The 18301-nt window shown below is 56.6% G+C and carries 15 protein-coding genes; 8 read left to right on the top strand and 7 right to left on the bottom strand.

The window, feature by feature from the left end; translation table 11 throughout:
• Positions 1-52: 52 nt before the first annotated feature.
• Positions 53-820, bottom strand: a complete 768-nt coding sequence (locus ACVWYF_RS19940) for a helix-turn-helix domain-containing protein (RefSeq protein ID WP_457071368.1) — start codon at positions 818-820, stop codon at positions 53-55.
• 413 nt (positions 821-1233) lie between these two features.
• On the opposite strand from ACVWYF_RS19940, the gene ACVWYF_RS19935 reads away from it, so the two are divergent.
• The 5 genes from ACVWYF_RS19935 (at position 1234) to ACVWYF_RS19915 (ending at position 4840) form a co-directional block, all read left to right on the top strand.
• Positions 1234-1809: a hypothetical protein gene (locus ACVWYF_RS19935; protein ID WP_457071366.1), complete on the top strand. Its 576-nt coding sequence runs from the start codon at positions 1234-1236 to the stop codon at positions 1807-1809.
• Positions 1810-1870: 61 nt separating this feature from the next.
• A complete protein-coding gene (locus tag ACVWYF_RS19930) occupies positions 1871-2476 on the top strand; it encodes a hypothetical protein (protein ID WP_457071364.1) in 606 nt (201 codons plus the stop codon).
• A 72-nt stretch (positions 2477-2548) separates the two neighbouring features.
• The gene (locus ACVWYF_RS19925; RefSeq protein ID WP_457071362.1) at positions 2549-3088 is read left to right on the top strand and encodes an SHOCT domain-containing protein; all 540 of its coding nucleotides are present in this window, start codon (positions 2549-2551) and stop codon (positions 3086-3088) included.
• Positions 3089-3190: 102 nt separating this feature from the next.
• The gene (locus ACVWYF_RS19920; RefSeq protein ID WP_457071360.1) at positions 3191-4492 is read left to right on the top strand and encodes a tol-pal system protein YbgF; all 1302 of its coding nucleotides are present in this window, start codon (positions 3191-3193) and stop codon (positions 4490-4492) included.
• A 126-nt stretch (positions 4493-4618) separates the two neighbouring features.
• On the top strand, positions 4619-4840 hold the full coding sequence (locus tag ACVWYF_RS19915) for a hypothetical protein (RefSeq protein ID WP_457071358.1): 222 nt from the start codon (positions 4619-4621) through the stop codon (positions 4838-4840).
• A gap of 327 nt (positions 4841-5167) precedes the next feature.
• Here ACVWYF_RS19915 and mobV read toward each other — a convergent pair whose 3' ends face one another.
• The 6 genes from mobV to ACVWYF_RS19885 all read right to left on the bottom strand — a co-directional run bounded on the left by mobV (position 5168) and on the right by ACVWYF_RS19885 (position 12158).
• Positions 5168-7021 (bottom strand): MobV family relaxase, encoded by a 1854-nt coding sequence (mobV, locus tag ACVWYF_RS19910; protein ID WP_457071356.1) that lies wholly within the window; start codon positions 7019-7021, stop codon positions 5168-5170.
• Positions 7022-7969: 948 nt separating this feature from the next.
• Positions 7970-8557: a hypothetical protein gene (locus tag ACVWYF_RS19905; RefSeq protein ID WP_457071354.1), complete on the bottom strand. Its 588-nt coding sequence runs from the start codon at positions 8555-8557 to the stop codon at positions 7970-7972.
• A gap of 26 nt (positions 8558-8583) precedes the next feature.
• A complete protein-coding gene (locus tag ACVWYF_RS19900; protein WP_457071352.1) occupies positions 8584-9327 on the bottom strand; it encodes a ParA family protein in 744 nt (247 codons plus the stop codon).
• Positions 9328-9573: 246 nt separating this feature from the next.
• Positions 9574-11073 (bottom strand): AAA family ATPase, encoded by a 1500-nt coding sequence (locus tag ACVWYF_RS19895; RefSeq protein WP_457071350.1) that lies wholly within the window; start codon positions 11071-11073, stop codon positions 9574-9576.
• Positions 11074-11093: 20 nt separating this feature from the next.
• The gene (locus tag ACVWYF_RS19890; protein ID WP_457071348.1) at positions 11094-11780 is read right to left on the bottom strand and encodes a BT4734/BF3469 family protein; all 687 of its coding nucleotides are present in this window, start codon (positions 11778-11780) and stop codon (positions 11094-11096) included.
• A 3-nt stretch (positions 11781-11783) separates the two neighbouring features.
• Positions 11784-12158 carry a helix-turn-helix domain-containing protein gene (locus ACVWYF_RS19885; RefSeq protein ID WP_457071346.1) on the bottom strand — a complete coding sequence of 125 codons (375 nt, stop codon included), beginning with the start codon at positions 12156-12158 and terminating at the stop codon, positions 11784-11786.
• A gap of 1263 nt (positions 12159-13421) precedes the next feature.
• Between ACVWYF_RS19885 and ACVWYF_RS19880 the strand changes: the two genes are divergently transcribed.
• The 3 genes from ACVWYF_RS19880 (at position 13422) to ACVWYF_RS19870 (ending at position 18200) form a co-directional block, all read left to right on the top strand.
• The gene (locus tag ACVWYF_RS19880; RefSeq protein WP_457071344.1) at positions 13422-14642 is read left to right on the top strand and encodes a BON domain-containing protein; all 1221 of its coding nucleotides are present in this window, start codon (positions 13422-13424) and stop codon (positions 14640-14642) included.
• A 437-nt stretch (positions 14643-15079) separates the two neighbouring features.
• A complete protein-coding gene (locus tag ACVWYF_RS19875) occupies positions 15080-15274 on the top strand; it encodes a hypothetical protein (RefSeq protein ID WP_457071341.1) in 195 nt (64 codons plus the stop codon).
• 322 nt (positions 15275-15596) lie between these two features.
• A complete protein-coding gene (locus ACVWYF_RS19870) occupies positions 15597-18200 on the top strand; it encodes a cation-translocating P-type ATPase (protein WP_457071339.1) in 2604 nt (867 codons plus the stop codon).
• The last annotated feature ends 101 nt before the right edge of the window (positions 18201-18301 follow it).

Below are 18301 nucleotides of genomic sequence, written 5' to 3'. Positions count from 1 at the left end.
GGCTGATTGCCAGGCTTAGCAATCCTTTTGTTCACCGTGTTCAGCCGAGGAATCACTCTTCCGCATGCCAGCGGGCTAACTCAGAACTAGGCGCGATTCGCCCGTCAGCTGATTCTTTATAAATCAAACGACCAACTTTCTGGACGAATTTTATTGGGATTTTGGGGTTGTTTAGGTGACGTCCACCTCCTCCAGCAGCGGGCTCCCAGCGGGCTTCCCAGGCGCTGAAGTAAGGTTCCAGAGCCTGTGGCCGCACGAGGTACAGTTCGACGACTTCAATCCCGGCGTACACACAGAAAATCCAGTTCACCTGGCGATACTTGGATAGAACAGCCGGACTAAGGTGGTGATGGGTAGAGAAAGCCGCTGTAAGGCTTCGGTTGACCGTTTTTAGCTCGTACTCATTGCCCTGCTCGTCCTGAGCGTCATTGCCCGTGCTGCCCGGCAGGTTCCGAAGCCGGGTGATGATGAGCGTTTGCAAGAGCTTGCCCCCATTATCCTGGAAAATGTCGCCGATGCCGAATTCGCTAGCTAAGCGCTGGTACTGTCGCAGGTAGGGCAGCAATTCATTGAGCCGGTCGAGAGGCGACAAGGCCTCTGGTTCGCGGTTGCCAATAGTTGGTTGATTCTCCTCGCCTCCGAAGAGCTTGGAAATCGGTACTCCTAAGGCTAAGGCCAAACGGTGAATGATTTCCACACTGGGGCTATTCCGGACATTTTCAATGTTGCCCACATGGGTCTGATTAACACCAGCTGTCTCGGCTAAAATTTCCTGTGTGAGCCCCCGCTGTTTGCGAATTCGCCGAATGTTATCGGCCAATACACGGTGAATCGCGGAATTAGCGGGAGGGAGCCCCATAAATAAGGGTAAATTTTAGGACTCAAAGGTCCCAGACGTGCATCACCCTTCCTCGCTAATATTTTAGGTATTTTGCTTGTGTAAAGCTGATTTTAGCATCATATTTGTGATTCGCATAGACATGTGTAGGCAAGCTAGCATCTCGCTCAGGCAACCACATGGCTGATTATTGAGGTAAGCTATATCTAGGCCGCTTCAACTCGCCCATCTACGAGCAACGTGTACCCTTACCCTTCACTGATTGATTGCTTCAACCTATTTCACCCGGCACCTCAAGTCCCCCAATACTTTCACCTACCCGCCTTCCAGTGTTTGTATTGACCGTCCTAACCCTCACTAGAAATCTTTCGCACGGCCTTCACCTCCCCATCTCCATGAAATCGAGTACCCCTCCCCACGCAGAAACAATGGGCTGCCGCATACCCTATGCACAAGCCTCGCCCCCGCAGATTGCTCAGGCGCTCGTGTACGCTAACCACGAATTGCGGGAACACTTTCCAACCCTGAGTTCCCTCACCTGGTCCAACACGCTCCAAGAGCTACAACCTGACTTGTGGGTCGGGGAAGAAACGGTTACAATCGACGGGGATAACCTCCGGGTACTCGTGCAGCGATTGAACGATTCGCCGGAATTACCGGAATTGGAACCCCTCATCCACGGGCCGCGCGCCGGTTACATGGCGAAAACGCTGGTTAATTACGAGGACGACGCCATCCATGCCCTAGCTGATATGGAAGCGAATCCGCTGGCCTACGGCCCCCTGGTTTACCGCCTGGTCGTCAGCCTGGCCCTGGGCAACGCTGTGGCCGACGAGGTTTTCCGGGACACTGCCTCAGGGCCGTGGGGTCGGCCCGGGGGCGCGGACCGGGACGTGGCCCGCGCCACCGTCCACGAACGATTGAAGGCCTTACGCCGCGCCCGCGGCGAGGGCGAGTTCGGCACCCATTGAAGCCGACCAGGAAGCGCCTTTCCCTTCCCACCTAATCCTTATTCTCTCCCATTTTTAGCACATGTCGTTCGCTTTTCGTTGCATCTTCGCGCCCTCTGTGGCCTTGGTCCTTGCCAGCGGGCTGCTGGCTAGCTGCTCATCGCCGAGCCCCACCAGCACCGCTGCGGATTCCACCGCAGGTAATTCAACTCCCCCACCGCCCGCGTTTCCGTTTGGCGGCAAAATCGATTCGCTGGATGGCATCGCGGGCCATGCCTTCGGAGAGCCCTTGAGTGCCTTTCCGAAGATGCGCCTGCTGCCCCCCATACCAGGCGTGCCGGCTGGCCCAACCGTGACCTATACCTCCGAGGAGACCACCGGCTGGTTTGGCAAGCACCGGACACAGGTCCGGACCCAACTCTATTCCTTTCTTGATGGCAAATTCTGCGCCTTCCTGGCCATTGGCGACCCGGCCGTGCTGCGGCCGGAGGCCACCTTCCTGTTCGGCCCCGGCCTGGCGCAGGGCAAGTACCAGCTTTTCTGGGAGGGGAGCCGGGCCCGGGCCGTGTACGCCGAAAAAGCCGAGGGCTTTGGCATGGAAGGCCGCTTGGACGTGCTGAGCAAGCCCTACGAAGCTGAGCTGGCCGCCCGGGCCAGTGCTAAACTGAAAGCGGAGAACGCGCAGTAGGCTCCCACGCAGCCAATCGCACCCCGTCCTCCCGAGCCGCTTATCCTGTTCACTCCTTGCTTTCCCTTGTTTATGAAGTCTTTTTTTCCCGGCCTGGTGGCGGCTTACCTCCTTTCCAGCCCCGTACAAGCCCAGATTACTGGCAAGTCTGTACCGACATTCACCACCAGTGCCGGCACCGTGGTTCACATGGGCGACACGCTGCGCCTGGGCCGCGGCTCGCTGCCCAGCGGCGAATTTCAGTACGTGTTCGTCCCCGATAACGTGTTCACTGGCAGCAGGCGGCTCAACTTCACGTCTCAGATGAGCAACCTCACGGTGCGCGTCAAGGACCTGCGCTTCCAGCACTCCGCTAATTACGGGGATAAGACCGTGGCCGTAATCAGGGCCAACACTATTAACGGTTGCGTCGACTTAAACGCGGCCGAAGATGCCGGCGAAATCATCACGGCCCATACCCGGCGCGCGGCCGTTTCCGCTGCGGCGAGTCCAGCCAGCACTACCCCGCCCCAGAGCACGGCCGATGAGTTGCGCAAGCTCAAGCAGCTCTACGACCAGAAAGTACTCACCAAGAATGAGTACGACGCGCAAAAAGCCAAGCTGCTGAAGTAACTCTCATAGGTTCCTGGTCCGGCGTAGCTTCTCCACACGCACCATGCTAACGGGCACTGGAACGCGTAGGCCACCCAGAGGGGACTTAGTCCTTTTTCTACCATGAAACTACACTTGGATGGCAGTCAGCTGCCAATGCCGGGCCGGGCCTGGTCTTTGGGCTGGCGGTTTGTTCTCATGGCTTTCCTGCTGGCGCTCGCGCCTCCGGCTGGCTGGGCACAACGGGTGGACACCACTCGGGTTATGCCGCCCCCGCCCACAATAGCGCTTGACAGCGTGGGGGTTGCGCCTCAAGCCATTAACACAAATGGCTGGCTCCTGCTGAACCCCGACATCCAAACCGAGTTGGATGGAGCCGTGCACAACCTCTACAACTTCAAGTTTGATAAAGCGGAAAAGCAATTTCGCTCGCTTCGCCGGCGCTACCCGCAGCACCCCATGCCCTACTTTCTGCTAGGCCTGAGCACGTGGTGGAAAATCCTGCCCACTACGCTCGGCACCAAGCAGTACGACAACACATTTTACGCCTACCTGGACACGGCCATTACCAAAGCCACGACCTTGTACAAGGCGGATGATAAAAACCACGAGGCCAGCTTTTTCCTGGCCGCCGCCTACGGCTTCACGGCCCGGCTGCACGCCGAGCGCCGCGACTGGCGCAAGGCTACGGTGAGCAGCAAACGCTCCCTAGAATTTCTACAAAAAAGTAAGGGGGCCAACGGCTTGAGCCCGGAGTTTCTTTTCGGACATGCGCTGTTCAATTACTACGCAGTCTGGATTCCGGAGCACTACCCCCTACTCAAGCCCGTGCTCCTTTTTTTTCCCAGGGGAAACAAGACACTGGGATTGAACCAGCTGCGCACTGTGGCTACCCACGGCTTCTACACCAGCGTCGAAGCCAAGGTATTCTTGATGCGAATTCTAAACAACGAGGAAGACCCGTCCGGTGAAGCGCTACCCGTCGCCCGGCAGTTGGCGCTGGAGTACCCAGACAATGCTTACTTCCAGCGCTACTATGCCTTTTTGGCGTTCGGGCAGGGAGAATTTGTCGACTGCGAGCGCACCAGCAAAGCCATTCTCAACGAGCTCAACCGGGGCCTGCCGGGTTATGAGGGCACCAGCGGGCGCTACGCCGCGTACTTTCTGGGCTACCTGATGGAACACCAGTACCGCGACGTGGCCCAAGCCAAGGACTACTACCAGCGGTGCATCGTCTTTTCAGAGAGCACCGGCGACACGAGCGGTGGCTTCTATCTCTTTGCCCACACTAATATGGCCCGCATCGCCGTGCGCGAGAAAGACCTGCCAACCGCCCGACGTTACTATGCCGTAGTCGAGGCTAAAGCTGGGCGCAAATCCGCTCAGGCCCGCGAGGCCCGGACTTTTCTAAAGAACGGAAAGTAGCACCAGCCCATTGTCGTATCTACTGAGCGGACAGGTGGAAAAGCCGTATACAGCCAAGCGCTCATTGGGGTTCTGCGGACTTGCGCTGGCTACCAGCAGGTCATTGTTTAAATAGATGGACCTTGCTTGGTTGCCGCCGCTGGCTCGCCTAGCTTCCTTTTTGGGAGTAGTTGCCCCCTCCAGCACACGCTGACCGAACTACGCGCCTACGACCTGAACCGACGCGGCCCGTTGACGCTGCCGGTCACTCTCATTGACGAGTTTACCGAACTCAACCAGGCCCTGACGCAGATGAGCGCGCGCCTAGCCGCCGACTATCAGCGCTTCCAGCTTATCGACCACAGCTAAATAACTGCTCCATTTTCCCGATTCAGAAGTGCACGAACCCCGCGTAGCTTCGTAAACCCAGGGCTGAATGTGTAATGATTAGGTCAGATGGACTAGATTGAGCGCAACCACCGAAATAGTATTTTGCCGGGTTGGCGGTGCATCACACTTCTTACTTCCGATTCAGTCCAGCCTAAAATCCAGTAACCGGCGATTGGTCTATTTTGGAACATAGCCAGCGGATAGTCTGGACGGCCAAATCCGCAGACCTGGCTCGCTACCGAATTGTTGAACTGATTCTAGCATACTAAGCAGGGAGTGGCCGCGCCCTAAGCCGCGCTATACTTCCTACTCTCCCATCCCCTTGTCCTTGTGTTTGCCTTGTTGCTCAACGAAACCCTGCGAACGGGAGATATCGGACTGAGTATTCCTTTCTCGCTGAGCCGCGTCTTGCGGCCGCTCAAACACTTCCCCGTTAGTAGCTCGTACGTGCGCCACAACACGGCTCACCAGCCAAGTCGAGCCGGAAGAGTTGTAAGCAATGTTTACCCCCACCCGCCCGTCAGCACCCGGAGCCTTGTCCTCGATAGCGAACGACCCGATACTTTTCTGAATAGGTTCCACTTGGTCAGGAGCTACTCGCACCCGTACGACCTCCCCTTTCCACGCGTAATTGCGGCGGGCCATTTCCAACGCGTCCATTTCGGTATCCCGATGGCGCGTTTTGATTGCTTCCGCAACAGCCCGGTCGGCCGCTTCCTGCCGGGCTTTTTTCGCTTCCTCTTCTTGGGTGGCCCACTGTGCCTGAGCGACCCGGTCCGCCTCCCGCTCCTGGGCGGAGCGCTCCAGCTGTGCCATCCGTTCTGTTTCGCGTACCTCGATGGCCTGCCGCTCCTTGTGCTCCTCCTGCGCCTTGGCAATCCGGTCGCCTTCCTCCAACTCGGCTAAGAGGGACCGGCCGGCAGGCGTGGCCTGCGCCCGCGCCCGGCATTCCACCAATTGCTGCTCCGCCGCTGGAATTTCTTTGTAACGCAACTCCGCTACCAAAGCGTAGTCCCCGATGCGCTCCGCCTGGTCGGCCTGCGCCCGCAATGCCGGTACTACCGACCACTCCCGGCGCAAGGCTTCCAGTTGCTGAGCGGCCAGTTCCTGGCCTCGTTGCAACAAGTCGGTTGGCAAGCTACCCAGTACCACTCGTAGAAGCAGTTTGTCTAATTCGGCGGCGTAGCGCTCCCGTTCGGCCTGCCCTTGGCTGATTTCTTTGCTTACCTGCTGCTGCAAGGCAGCAATTTCGCCCTGCGCCGCATCAATCTTTTGGAGCGAATCGCCCGCCCATGCGCGCGACTGTTCTGACTGCGTTGCAGCCCCCGTCGCCGCCACGGCCATTGCACCAACCGCGCCCAATTGCTCGTTCACAGCCCCGACCTGACGGGCAATCTCTGCGTTAATCTCTGCCTGTCTTTTTTGCTGCCAATCATCACGACCTGTCATCGGAGGCTTTTCCAGCACGAAGGGTCGCGCCTCGACTGGCTTCACTAAGGCTGCTACCTCGACTGCCGTTTCTCGGCCCAAAGCGTACATCTGCCGCATTGTTTTGTGAGGGGTTCGGCTGCCCTTGATACCGCGCTCCAAATTAAACGGCTGCATTGCTTCCCCGAAGTCAGTTTGCAGTTGCGAAAGTGTTGGGGGAGAAAACATATCCCGGGCCGACAGCCGCGCGCTCTGGCCTGGCTTCGGTCCTACCTCCCCAGCCAAGCCGCCGCCCTGACCAAAAATAGGGACTACGAAACACTGGAAATGCGGCGTTTTCTCGTCCTGATGCAGCTTCATCGCAACCAGATTGTCTCCCCATTCCCGTTTGGCCCACTCCAGGTTTTGCTTTTCCCACGCGCTGCCGCGCATGTCCGCCGCCTGCCCCGTCTGGGCATCACGTTGCCAGATTTTAGCTTCCGGGCTACCCGTCATCAGCACCTCCAAGCACAGCACTGCCCCTTTGCGTGGCTTGCCCAGCTTAGCTGCTTCCATACGCTTGTCTACTAATTCTACAATCGGCCGGTCCTCAACATTTAAGTACTCCTGATTAAAATCGCGCCGGGCCTCGTCGGCATTTGGCGTGTATTTACTCCGGTCATTGTGTGCTTGACGCTGCCCAATCCCCTGACGAGTTTTTATTTTTTCGATGCGAATAACAGCGTGTGCCATACGGAAAACGAAAATGGCCAGTAGGCCAGAACAGGTGAAAATAAAATAATTGGAGAAATCGTAGGGGGGCGTGAAGGAACTACTTAAACGTAGCTATTTTTTGCTTGTATAGTGTGTTACACCTTACTCTCCACATCCTGTATAAAACCTTTGACTTATCCAATGTATGCCCGTTCTTTCAAATCACCAAATCTAACCTTGCAGCCGACCTCCTAATTTCCTGCATTCGCTGGCTCATCTGCCTGGTTATACCTGCTTCTGTCCGCTCCAGGCAAAATAGATTATCACATACTGGCCATTTTTATTGATATTCATCAGCTCAAAACAACAACAGCAAGTGATTTTTCAATTTTTGGCAGATACCAGAGTCAGCTACTATATAAATACGTAAAGTCCTAAAAGCACAGCAACTGTATGTGTATCCATTCCCCTGAAATTCGCGCAACCGATTATCTACCTCAAAGCCAGCATCAGCAAACCATCATTTCCAAGTTTCTTTCCATAGTATCCACTACCCTGCAACAAGCCCCTTATCAACTAGCTTCATTTACTCTCCAGTTCCGAACCTATGAACTGCCCTCTTCACGTAAAACCATCGCCCTCCTTAGTATTTACAGGACTGCTTCAATACCTTAAAATAAAAGCCTCAGAGCCATGCCTGCAGCCCTTACCTTGTTGTGCATTCTTGTATCACTAACTGCTTTCCTCGGCTTCAACATTCGCCCGACTTCCTTTCCCCATGTGTCCGGTCAATTGAAAATTTGCTGACCTCAATCAAACCATGGCTAATTCACAACTCTTTAGCCCCGCCTGCTCGCGTCAGATTCGGTTCTCATATCAATGATTTTTTGCGGCTCAATAGCATCCATTCGCTCGCCTGCTTTGCCGTTCGTAGTACCTTTTCCAGCATCAAGCCTTTTCTTCCCCACTGCCTTTTGTGTCCTACCGCTACGTTCTTGGTAGCCGGCCCTGTTGAATACGTTCCCGTCGCTGCTGCTCTCGCTCTCTTGCCTGCTCAGGCCGAGGCGCTACAGAGTCATTGCTGGCAAAAAGCAAGTCCAGGGCATCTTGCAACGCCTGCTTCTGGGAGTAAGTGTAGTCTCCTCCGGCCCGCCGCGCATGAACATGGTCACGTAGCTGCTCCAAATGCATTCGACTCAATACAAAGGTTTGGCGGGCATCTCCACTTAATTCGGCTTGTTGTACCGCAACCGGAATTTCTGAAGACGCAGTATTACCAGAGCCATCACCGTTACTAGTAGTACCGACATTACCGGTGTTATCGACGCTGATTCTTTTTTCAGCGGGAATAGTTTTCTTCCTGACAATAATGGTATCGGTAACACCATGATTGTCAATATTACCCTGTATCCGTGTGTTATCGGTATTACCAGAAGCTGGGTCCGCTGTTGGAGTGACTTCAGGAATCGTGTCTGGCTGGGGGTCATCGGTCAGGTCAAAGAAATCCCGTTCCGACGCTCGTTTAGCAGAGGTCATTGAGGTGGGAGACGGCAAGTTTTTAAAGGTCTTGGCCATGCGTTTGGGTCGAAGCAAAAAGTGAATTAACGGGCAAGAATTTCGGCTACCAGCGCCCGGTAATCGATGGAGCCGGCACTCGTGGGAGCGTAGGTGAAGATGTCTTTGCCAACGTGCGGTGCCTCTCCCAATGCAATACTTTCCCGGATTACGCTTTCCAAAACCAGGCTGGGATACTTGATACGTAGCTCTTCGGCGGTTTCGCGGCGCAAGACCTTTCGCTTGTCATAGCGGGTAAAAAAGATGCCGCCCACCGTCAATTTCGGGTTCAACCGTCGCTGCATCCGCGCGACTAGTTCTAGAACTTTTTCAAGACCGTCGGTCGCGTACAACTGTGCTTCTAAGGGGATATATAACGTATGGGCGCAGGCGTAGGCATTCAATGTCACCAAGCCCAAAGCAGGTGGGCAGTCCAGCAAAATATAATCACACTTATCGCGCAACGGTTCGAGTAGTTCCTTGAGCAAAAACTCGCGGTCTACCTCATCGCCCTTGGCTTTGTCGAAGCCTGATAGCGCTGACGAACCAGCTACCAACGCCAGATTCTGGCAAATCGAATAGAGTGTAAGGTCATATTCGCCGAGTAAAGCCCCGTAAACATTCTTTTCGGCATCAGCCAGGCCCAGACCTTTGGTTAGGTTTGTCTGTGGGTCCAAGTCAATCAATACTACCCGTTGCCCCGCCTGGGCCAAGCCGGCCCCAATGTTGGCCGTAGAAGTTGTTTTACCTACCCCACCCTTCTGATTGGTGATTGCTATAATCATGCTCATGCGTTCAGGAACTTAATGTTGTTGAAAAAACAGAATTCATCAAAGGCAGTAATTTTACTGGCATTGGAAACAATTGCCCCAAAATTTTCAGGACTCATCTTTTGATAAGCCAAATAGTAACCAAGTTGGATGACCATGCTGGAAGCTGGAAGCTGGAAAATCCTCGCTACTTACTTTTCCAGCTTCCAGCTTCCAGTATTCCACGCCATTGGAAAGAAAATCATTGGAAATTTCCTGCTTCCAGCATTAGGAAGATGGTACTGGCTGGAGTGAAAAAAGGACCTCCCGGCCAGTTTGCCGTTTAATTAACTTGCATAGTACACCGGCCCCATCAAGCACATAATCAGCACTTGGAGCGGTTAATTCAGCCAGACGTTTGCGGATGGTGCGGGCATCAGTCAAAAACTGTTTAGCTAACTGGTTTTCAAGTTGATTTGCGGATTGTGGAGTAACCAGCAGTGAAGGCAGCTTCGCTATAACTTCCGCCAATGGGGCTTTACGAGAGCTTACTCCTGCTTCCTCATTCGCCACAGCCAAATGGTTGGCCTCCTCGTCCACTCCTACCGTTTCAAAACCTAAATACCCCGCAGCGGTGCCCAACTCACACACCAATACGCCACGCAACTCCTCGTCCGTGCGGTTTTTGACTTGTTTAAGATAGCGCGTCGTGGCACTTTGCACTGACCGTCCAATAAAAAATACGCTGTCCGCAAAGTTTGACAGGTTTTTACTGCCAGCTAGTTGATTAAGGGAAAGAGCGACACCAGGAAAAAGCTTGGGGGTATGCGCAAGCACTAGGCTAGAAATTCCCCTATCCAGTTGGAGGCGCTTCAGTCCTCGCATGATGCCAATGCTTATATCGGCATCAGCTGTAGTTTTTAACGCCAAAGCGGTGATGTTGTCCAGAATAATTACTTGTGCACCCGTGCGGTCAAGGTCAGCGGTAATGTGAGCGAAGGTGAACGCGGCTACGTCTTCCGCGTCGGGGTTCGTGTCACCTCGCAGGAAATCAGCGCTAAACGGGAAGTCAGCAAACCTTTTCTCAAACTGGCGGTCCGTCAGCTCAAAATCATAATAGAGCAACCGTCTTTTTTCCTGGCATTGAAAGCCCAACAGCTCCGTTTGGTCAGACGTGATAATGTGAGCAATATGCACGGCCAACACGCTCTTTCCAACCCCGGTGTCGCCGACCAAAATGGCGATGCCAGGCGTTTCCCAGAGGCAGCCGAATAATGGCACCAAGGGCGGAGCGTTTTGCGCATCCAGAAGGCATTGCGCAGCCGTGCGGATGCGCGTAACGGGCGATTCAGCAGCAACATCAGCTGCATGTACTGGCTTTGAGCTGGGCTGTATCCAACCTTCTGCCGGCGGCCGGTAAGGCTTCGCATTATGTTGCGCGGTCTTGCGGCGGTAGATGCCTTTTATGGTCGTCTGTATTCGCTTTTCTCCATGCCCTTGGAGCGGGCTATGGCCTTGTGCCCAGTTCAATAAATCCGCTTCAAACACACCTCGCTCATTACAGAATTCAGCAAGGGTTGCTAACCATGTATTGCGATTATCGCTGGGGCATGGCCCATGGCTAAAATAGGTTAGGCACCAGCTCAGTGCATCATTTGGGGCTGCTTGCCTAATACGTTGTGACGCAGGCCGGCCAATCGTAGCTTGAATGACTTTGGGTTGAGGTTGGGCCGCTGTTTTAGCGGCCCGGGCGATGGCTGTAGCAGCCCGCAGCTTATTGATATCCATGAGTTACCAGCGAATCACTGCTAAGAATGGATTGGATTCAACCAAGCGTCGGGTGCATACGATAAGAAGCAGGCTCGTGCAATGTCCTTACCACTTCTGTCTGCTATCAGGCCAAATGGAGCGTAGTACTCCGCTATGTAGTCCGCATACCCGTTAAAATTATCTAAGTGACTGACTCTTAAATCCGCTGCCAGCAGCGCCTTTAGCCCTGCACCGCTTGGGCTGGTGAAAAGCAACCCAATTTCCGGCTTCAGCAACTCATCGTTCAGCAACGCGGCACGGGCGGCATCTAGGTCAGGGAGATGGTCGAAATCAAGCACCAGCCAGCCTGACCGTTCTTGCAAGTGATTTGCGTCACGCCAAGGCGCAAATGTGCCGCTCGGAGATACGTGGTCGAGTTGCTGTTTAAGCTTTTTGTATGTATCACTGTTACCAGCACCCATGAATTCAACTCGTGCAGCGTTACATCGCTGCCGCAAGCAGGCCGGAGGGCTGGTAATAACCTGATGCAACTTAGCTACCGTAACTGATGCACATGGAACGGGATGACCGTAAATTCCAGCATTGAAATAGCTGAACAAACCTGTACCACTTGTAGCAGAATTAAGTGTTGCATCCTGATTGAGAAGCAATAATGACGCATTATCTTTGCTAGCAGTCTCCCCAGATTGCGCAAAAATATTTTCGAGCTTGTTGGTCGTTTCCATCGATTAACAAGCTTTTTTGTTGGTCCGGCGGGCATATTTACGACACCCATCTGTACGGGTCTGGGCTTGCAGTGCTGCTAATACCTGTCCTCTTTTGAAGCGCACCGCACGGCCCAAGCGGAAAGCTTGCAGCTTATTTTGCTTCACCCATTCGTACACTGTTTGTTGGCTTATTCCCAATAGTTTGGCTACTTCGGCAACTGTTAGAATGTCATCGCGCCGGTCGGCCTCTTCGGCAGCGGCGGCTTTTTCAGTCACTATCAATTCGTATTCTTGTCGAGCTACTTGGCGAGATTGACGAGTAAGCTCGTTGAAAAGTGGGGTCAGCACTTCCGCCCAGCCCGTTGGTGGGGCATTAAAAAATTTGTTTGGTTCCATGAAAGCTGATGCATTCGCTAAAAATCACGGCGGCCCTTACCGGGGTGATGGGCGTTTACACTGCATAGTTCAGCTGGCTGGTTAGGCATTTCCAAATACCGGTATTTACCGGTAAATACCGGTAAATACTCTTTCACTATTGCGCTTTGTTATACAGCACTGAAAGAGATACATAGAATTTATTTCGGCGATAGAAACCCGTTAAGAGATGGCTAACTTTTATTGCACTGAGTTGAAGTTCGGGTGATGCTCAACTGCGGACAAGCTAACAAGCCCGATTTCTTTCGCCAGCATCTCGGCACACTCAAACACGTCAGATTCATCCTTCTTACGTATACTGATTCTTATTCCAGAAGGAAGAATAAAATGATTTAGATGAGAAGGTGTTTGGGATAATATGGTCGTCTAAATAGAGACGAGCCAGTAAGTTGCAAGCGGAGTTTCTAGGCTCCGGCTACACTATAGTTGACGCCTATCAACCTCTTACTGACTGCCAGTGGCAAGGTATACAGCAGCTGTTGCCTGTACATGTCAACCGCCGTTTGTGTTTGCGCCGCGCGCCGCGCCGCATTCGCTTGTGTGCGTGGACAGCCAAAGTGTGAAGCTGGCCCCGCGTATTTTTGAGCACCGGGGCACCGACGTGGAAGGGCGTGTTTTTGCCTGCTACGTCCACGCGGCCAATGACCACGACGGCACAGCCGCCAGCCAAGTCTTGCTGCCCCTACGCCCTGGCTGGGGCCAACGCTTAGTCACCGTACTCACCGACAACGGCTACCAGGGCCGGCTGTGCCGCATACCTGAAGGCCCTAGTTCTGCGCCACGAACTGGCCAGCAGACCGTAGACTGTACGCGGCTTTGTGCCCGTGGCCAAGCGCTGAGTCGTCGAGCGCACCGTTGCTTGGCTGACCTGCTCAGGGCGCTTGGCCGTCGATTATGAATTCCCCCTGCCAGCCATGAAGCGTGGCTCTTGATTGCTAATTCGACTATGGGCCTCAACCGCCTATGCCCGGCTTAAATCCCAAACACGCTCTTAGCCACCCAAGCATCAGGCCTAAATTATTCCCCCAACGACCTGTGCTGTCGGTGAGAGGCACCGGAAACAAATGGCGCTGATTGAGAAGCTAGGACTGTCTGGTGCTCTATTTGACGCATGTCATGCGATGCGGCAATTCTGGTCATTGGTAGGATAGGGAACATTGGGCACTTTTGTGGAAAGCTGGTTTTCAAGCCGGTCCTCTTTCCCTCCCCCAATCCCACCCGCTCATGCCAACTGTTCAAATGCCACTGCCACCCGCTCCCACCGAACGCGTGACGGATGCCGCCATTACGGCTGCCATCGAAACGTTGCTAGCCACCAAAAAAGGCCTCATCGCGCACCGGATTGACGTGCATACCCGCGCGGGTATCGTGGAGCTGACCGGTTGCACCAGTAACCTGCTGGTGAAGCAATGGGCTGAGGGAATTGCGCTGACCGTACGTGGGGTGCGCGCCCTGAACAATGCTTTAGCCGTGCGTCCCGCTGACGTGCCTGATGCCGAGTTGCAGCACGCCGTGGCCCACGCCCTGGCCGATGACCCGGCTACCGACGACTACCAGGTGCATTGCCTAGCCCGCCACGGCGTGGTTACGCTAAGCGGCCTAGTACAGTCGGGGGCCGAAAAGCAGTTGGTACTGCGCGTGGTGCAGGGGGTGCGTGGAGTGTGCGCTTGCGAAGCCGGACAACTGGCAATTCGCGGGGGCAAAATCCGGAATTCGGATGAGGAAATCACCACCCAAGTCCGGGAGCGGCTCGCCCAGGACATTCGCGTCAACGGAGCGCTGCTAGTAGTGGGCACCACCGAGCAGGTGGTGCATCTATCGGGCACGGTGGGCACGGCCGCTGAAAAGGACCGCCTCATTGCCCTCGCCTACCAGACCGGGGCCATGCGCGTGGATGCCCGCGACCTGTTTGTGGCCTACTGGGCGCTGGACCGCGCCATTCGCCGCGAGAAATTTTCCCCTACAACCGACGCTGCCATTTGTGCCGCCGTGCGCGCCACGCTGCGCTTCAACCCGCGGGTGCGCTCGGCCGAAACGCTGGTGCAGGTGCTCGACGGGGTGGTGACGCTGGCCGGCACCGTGCGCAACCTGCGCATCCGGCAGGAGGCCGAGCAGGATGCCCGCCAGGTCGTGGGCGTAGCCAACGTGCACAACCTGCTCAAAGTGCGGCCCGCCCAGCTGGTGCCCGACGAGAACATTCGCCAGAACATCGCGGCCGCGTTGGCCTGCGACCCCTACGTAGGCCACCTGGCGTTTGGCGTGCAGGTACGCGGCGGACAGGCCCAGCTCACGGGCCCGGTTGCCACGCATTTTGAACTGGAGCACGCTGGCGAGGTAGCGGCCGGAGCGAGCGGCGTGCTCAGGGTGGATAACCGGCTGCAGATGCTCATCAACCGCCCACTTAGCAGCGCCCAAACGCTAACCAGCCATGGAATCGAAGCCTAGCCCCGACCATCACCGCGCCGAAGACACGGCGTGGTCCATCAGCGCCGGCACACGGCAGGGGGCGCGAGAAGCCGATGCATGCATAGCGTCCGACGAGTGGTTGTACGCCCCATCCACCCCGATACCGCGAGCGGAACGCCGGACCACCAGCGCCGCCTCCCCTGCCTGGACTCCGGCGCGCTGATTTTTAAAACGCTCTTTTCATGGCTATAATGTCTTTAATCGTTGTTCAGGCCAGTTCTTAGACGTTTTTAATCGGGCTTTGTCGTACGCGGCGGGGCTGGTGCTGACAGTTACCGCGCCTGATTCGGGCCAGCTGGCCACCGCCGCCCAACGCACTAACTAGCTGCTTTCCGGTCTGACCTCCGCCAGCTAACAGCCGGTGTGCTAACGTTTTTGTCCCGCATTTTCACCAGACCACTTTTAATCTTGAAACCATGAAAAAGAAGCCCACGCACCCGCCTGCTACCATTCCAGCCGTGCCAGCCCTGGCCACCGAAGCCCAGAACGGCACGCCGCTGTACGGCAGGTTCGGGCATCCGCCTATCGAGCCTGCTGCGGAGCCCGCCGCCGACCACCGGGCCGAGGGCGGCAACGTGTTCAACCTGCGCAACGAGCAAACGACCCTCTAATCCCTGCCTTCCATGATACCGCCCACGATAATGTTCTCGGTCATGCTGCTGGCGGTGCTGGCCTTATTCAGCTCCTATTCCCACGCCTCGCGGGTCCGCGTCCAGCCCATCGGCCGGTAAAGCCGCATTCACCATTCTTTACCAAGGAATCAGGAAGTGATTGCTAACCGCGTGCCCCGGTGAGGTAATAGGAAAGCATACCTCAATCAATGGCTCAAGGAGAAGCTCTTGGAACATAAAGCAGCGCGTCACGCATCATAGCGAGGATATGCCCGACCTAATCAACTGGTAGTGTAAAGCATAGTAAGTACCTGATTAACAAATGGACTACCACTTGCTGCCCGCCACGGAAGTAGCCCAAGCGCTGCATACCACGGCGGCCGGCCTCGACGCCGCCACCGCCGCCCAACGCCTGGCCAAATACGGCCCCAACCAATTGGCCGATACCCGGCGCAAAGCCTGGTGGCAGCTGCTGCTGCGTCAGTTCACCGACGTGATGATACTGGTGCTGCTGGCGGCGGCCGGCATCTCGGTGCTGGTGGGCGAGGCGCAGTCGGCCTACGTCATCCTGGCCATAATTGCGCTGAACGCGGCCCTGGGTTTCGGGCAGGAATACCGGGCCGATAAGGCCATGGCCGCCCTGCAACAGCTGGACCCGCCGCAGGCCCAGGTGCTGCGCGATGGCCAGCCGCGGGCCGTGCCCGCCGCCAGCCTGGTACCCGGCGATGTAGTGCTGCTCGAAGCCGGCAACGTCATCCCGGCCGACATACGCTTCCTGGAAACCCACGCCCTGAAGGTTGATGAGTCATCGCTGACCGGGGAGTCGGCCAACGTGGAGAAAAACCCCGCCCCGCTTGCTCTCGGCACCTACCCCCTCGGTGACCGCCTGAACCTGGGCTATAAGGGCACCTTCGTGACCAACGGCCGCGCCACGGCCTACGTGGTAGCCACCGGCATGCACACCGAGCTGGGCAAAATCGCCAGCCTCCTCCAGATGCCCGATACCCCGACGCCGCTGCAACAGCGGCTGGGAACATTCGGCAAGTGGCTGGCGGCGGGGGCGGTGGGCATTTGCGCGGTGTTTTTTGCGACGGGCTGGTGGCGGGGCGAGCCCCTGGGCGACTTGCTGCTGGTGTCCATCTCGCTGGCCGTGGCCGCCATCCCAGAGGCGTTGCCGGCGGTGGTGACTATCGCCCTGGGGCTGGGGGCCCAGCGGCTGGCCAAAGACCAAGCCCTGGTGCGCAAGCTGCCGGCCGTGGAAACGCTCGGCTCCGTCACCTACATCTGCACGGATAAAACAGGTACCCTGACCCTCAACAAGATGACCGCGCAGGAAGTGTACGCCAATCCGGCGTTTGCCTTGCCCGCGCTGGGCGACCGCGACGCGCTGCTGACCGCTATGGCCCTCAACACGGATGCCACCCAGGGTTCCGACGACCAGTGGCAGGGCGACTCGACCGAAGTGGCCCTGGCCCGCTACGCCGCCGAAAAAGAATACCTGCGCCCCACCCTCGAAGACCAGTTTCCGCGCCTAGCCGAGCTGCCCTTCGATGCCGAGCGCAAATGCATGAGCACCCTGCACCAGACCGCGCACGGCGTACTTGTGCTCACCAAAGGTGCCCCCGGTGTGCTCTTCGCTAAGCTCGCCGAAGACCAGAAAAGCCAGCTCCCCGACCTCGAAAAGCGCGCCAACGCCCAGGCCGCGCAGGGCTTCCGGGTGCTGGCCTACGCCGCTAGGCTGCTACCCGCGATGCCCGAAAAAATAGACGCGGCCACCCTCGAAACCGGCCTGGCCTGCATCGGTTTTGCTAGCCTCATCGACCCGGCCCGCGCCGAAGCTGCCCAGGCCGTGGCCGAGTGTCAGGCCGCCGGCATCATCCCGGTCATGATTACCGGCGACCATAAGCTCACTGCCGAGGCCATCGCCAAAAAGCTGGGCATCCTCTCCAAGCCCGAGGAATTGGTGCTCACCGGCCCTGAGCTGGCCGAGCTGGACGAGCCTGCCTTCGCCGCCGTGGTGGAAAAAGTGCGGGTGTACGCCCGCGTTGACCCGGCCCAGAAGCTGCGCATCATCAGTGCTTTACAAAACAGGCACCAGTTTGTGGCCATGACCGGCGATGGTGTGAACGACGCCCCGGCCCTCAAGCACGCTGACATCGGTATTGCCATGGGCATCGGCGGTACGGAGGTGGCCAAGGATGCCGCGCACCTGATTTTGCTGGATGACGACTTCGCCACCATCGTGCAAGCCGTAAAGCACGGCCGGCGGATTTACGACAACATTCTCAAGTTTATCCGCTACATTTTGTCGGGTAACGCGGGCGAAATCTGCGCCATTTTCCTGGCTCCGTTTTTCGGGCTGCCCATTCCGCTGCTGGCCATTCAGATTCTGTGGGTCAACCTATTGACGGATGGCCTGCCCGGGCTGGCCCTGGCCTACGAGCCTGCGGAGGCCAATACCATGCAGCGCCCGCCGCGCGGCCCGCGCCAGTCCGTTTTTGCCGGCGGGCTGGGCTGGTTCATCGGCTGGGTGGGGCTGCTGATTGGGGGCCTCACGCTGGGCACCCAGGCCTGGGCCCTCCGCGACGGCGACGCGCACTGGCAAACGATGACCTTCACCGTGCTCTGCTTCACGCAGCTGGGCAGCGCGCTGGCCATTCGCTCCTCGCGCGAGTCGCTGTTCACGCTCGGCCTGTTTTCCAACAAGCCCATGCTGGTCGCGGTAGCGCTGTCGGCAGTACTTCAATTGCTGATTATCTACTTGCCTTTCTTCAACAAGATTTTCACCACCAGTCCTTTGTCCTGGGGCGAGCTGGGGCTGGCGGTGGCCATTTCGAGCCTCGTATTCTGGGCCGTGGAGTTGCAAAAGCTCCTGGCCCGGCGGCGCATCAGGCTTGGCCTACAAACACCAAATAGCTTGATGTAAATCAAGTTATTGCCTGCACCGCATCATAACGACCGAAAACGGGGGCCGGTAATTTTGTGGTGGCCGCAACCTGATTTGCTTGGTCGCTTCTCCGCTCATTA

This window comes from Hymenobacter sp. UYAg731 (assembly GCF_054061335.1).
Note: the sequence above shows the minus strand (reverse complement) of the source record. Positions and strands in the feature narration are given on the sequence as shown.

What these genes read in the sequence shown, in the direction of transcription:
- ACVWYF_RS19935 (WP_457071366.1), top strand. Translation starts at nt 1,234, where the DNA reads ATGAAATCGAGTACCCCTCCCCACGCAGAAACAATGGGCTGCCGCATA.
- ACVWYF_RS19930 (WP_457071364.1), top strand. Translation starts at nt 1,871, where the DNA reads ATGTCGTTCGCTTTTCGTTGCATCTTCGCGCCCTCTGTGGCCTTGGTC.
- ACVWYF_RS19925 (WP_457071362.1), top strand. Translation starts at nt 2,549, where the DNA reads ATGAAGTCTTTTTTTCCCGGCCTGGTGGCGGCTTACCTCCTTTCCAGC.
- ACVWYF_RS19920 (WP_457071360.1), top strand. Translation starts at nt 3,191, where the DNA reads ATGAAACTACACTTGGATGGCAGTCAGCTGCCAATGCCGGGCCGGGCC.
- mobV (WP_457071356.1), bottom strand. Translation starts at nt 7,021, where the DNA reads ATGGCACACGCTGTTATTCGCATCGAAAAAATAAAAACTCGTCAGGGG.
- ACVWYF_RS19905 (WP_457071354.1), bottom strand. Translation starts at nt 8,557, where the DNA reads ATGGCCAAGACCTTTAAAAACTTGCCGTCTCCCACCTCAATGACCTCT.
- ACVWYF_RS19900 (WP_457071352.1), bottom strand. Translation starts at nt 9,327, where the DNA reads ATGAGCATGATTATAGCAATCACCAATCAGAAGGGTGGGGTAGGTAAA.
- ACVWYF_RS19895 (WP_457071350.1), bottom strand. Translation starts at nt 11,073, where the DNA reads ATGGATATCAATAAGCTGCGGGCTGCTACAGCCATCGCCCGGGCCGCT.
- ACVWYF_RS19890 (WP_457071348.1), bottom strand. Translation starts at nt 11,780, where the DNA reads ATGGAAACGACCAACAAGCTCGAAAATATTTTTGCGCAATCTGGGGAG.
- ACVWYF_RS19885 (WP_457071346.1), bottom strand. Translation starts at nt 12,158, where the DNA reads ATGGAACCAAACAAATTTTTTAATGCCCCACCAACGGGCTGGGCGGAA.
- ACVWYF_RS19880 (WP_457071344.1), top strand. Translation starts at nt 13,422, where the DNA reads ATGCCAACTGTTCAAATGCCACTGCCACCCGCTCCCACCGAACGCGTG.
- ACVWYF_RS19875 (WP_457071341.1), top strand. Translation starts at nt 15,080, where the DNA reads ATGAAAAAGAAGCCCACGCACCCGCCTGCTACCATTCCAGCCGTGCCA.
- ACVWYF_RS19870 (WP_457071339.1), top strand. Translation starts at nt 15,597, where the DNA reads ATGGACTACCACTTGCTGCCCGCCACGGAAGTAGCCCAAGCGCTGCAT.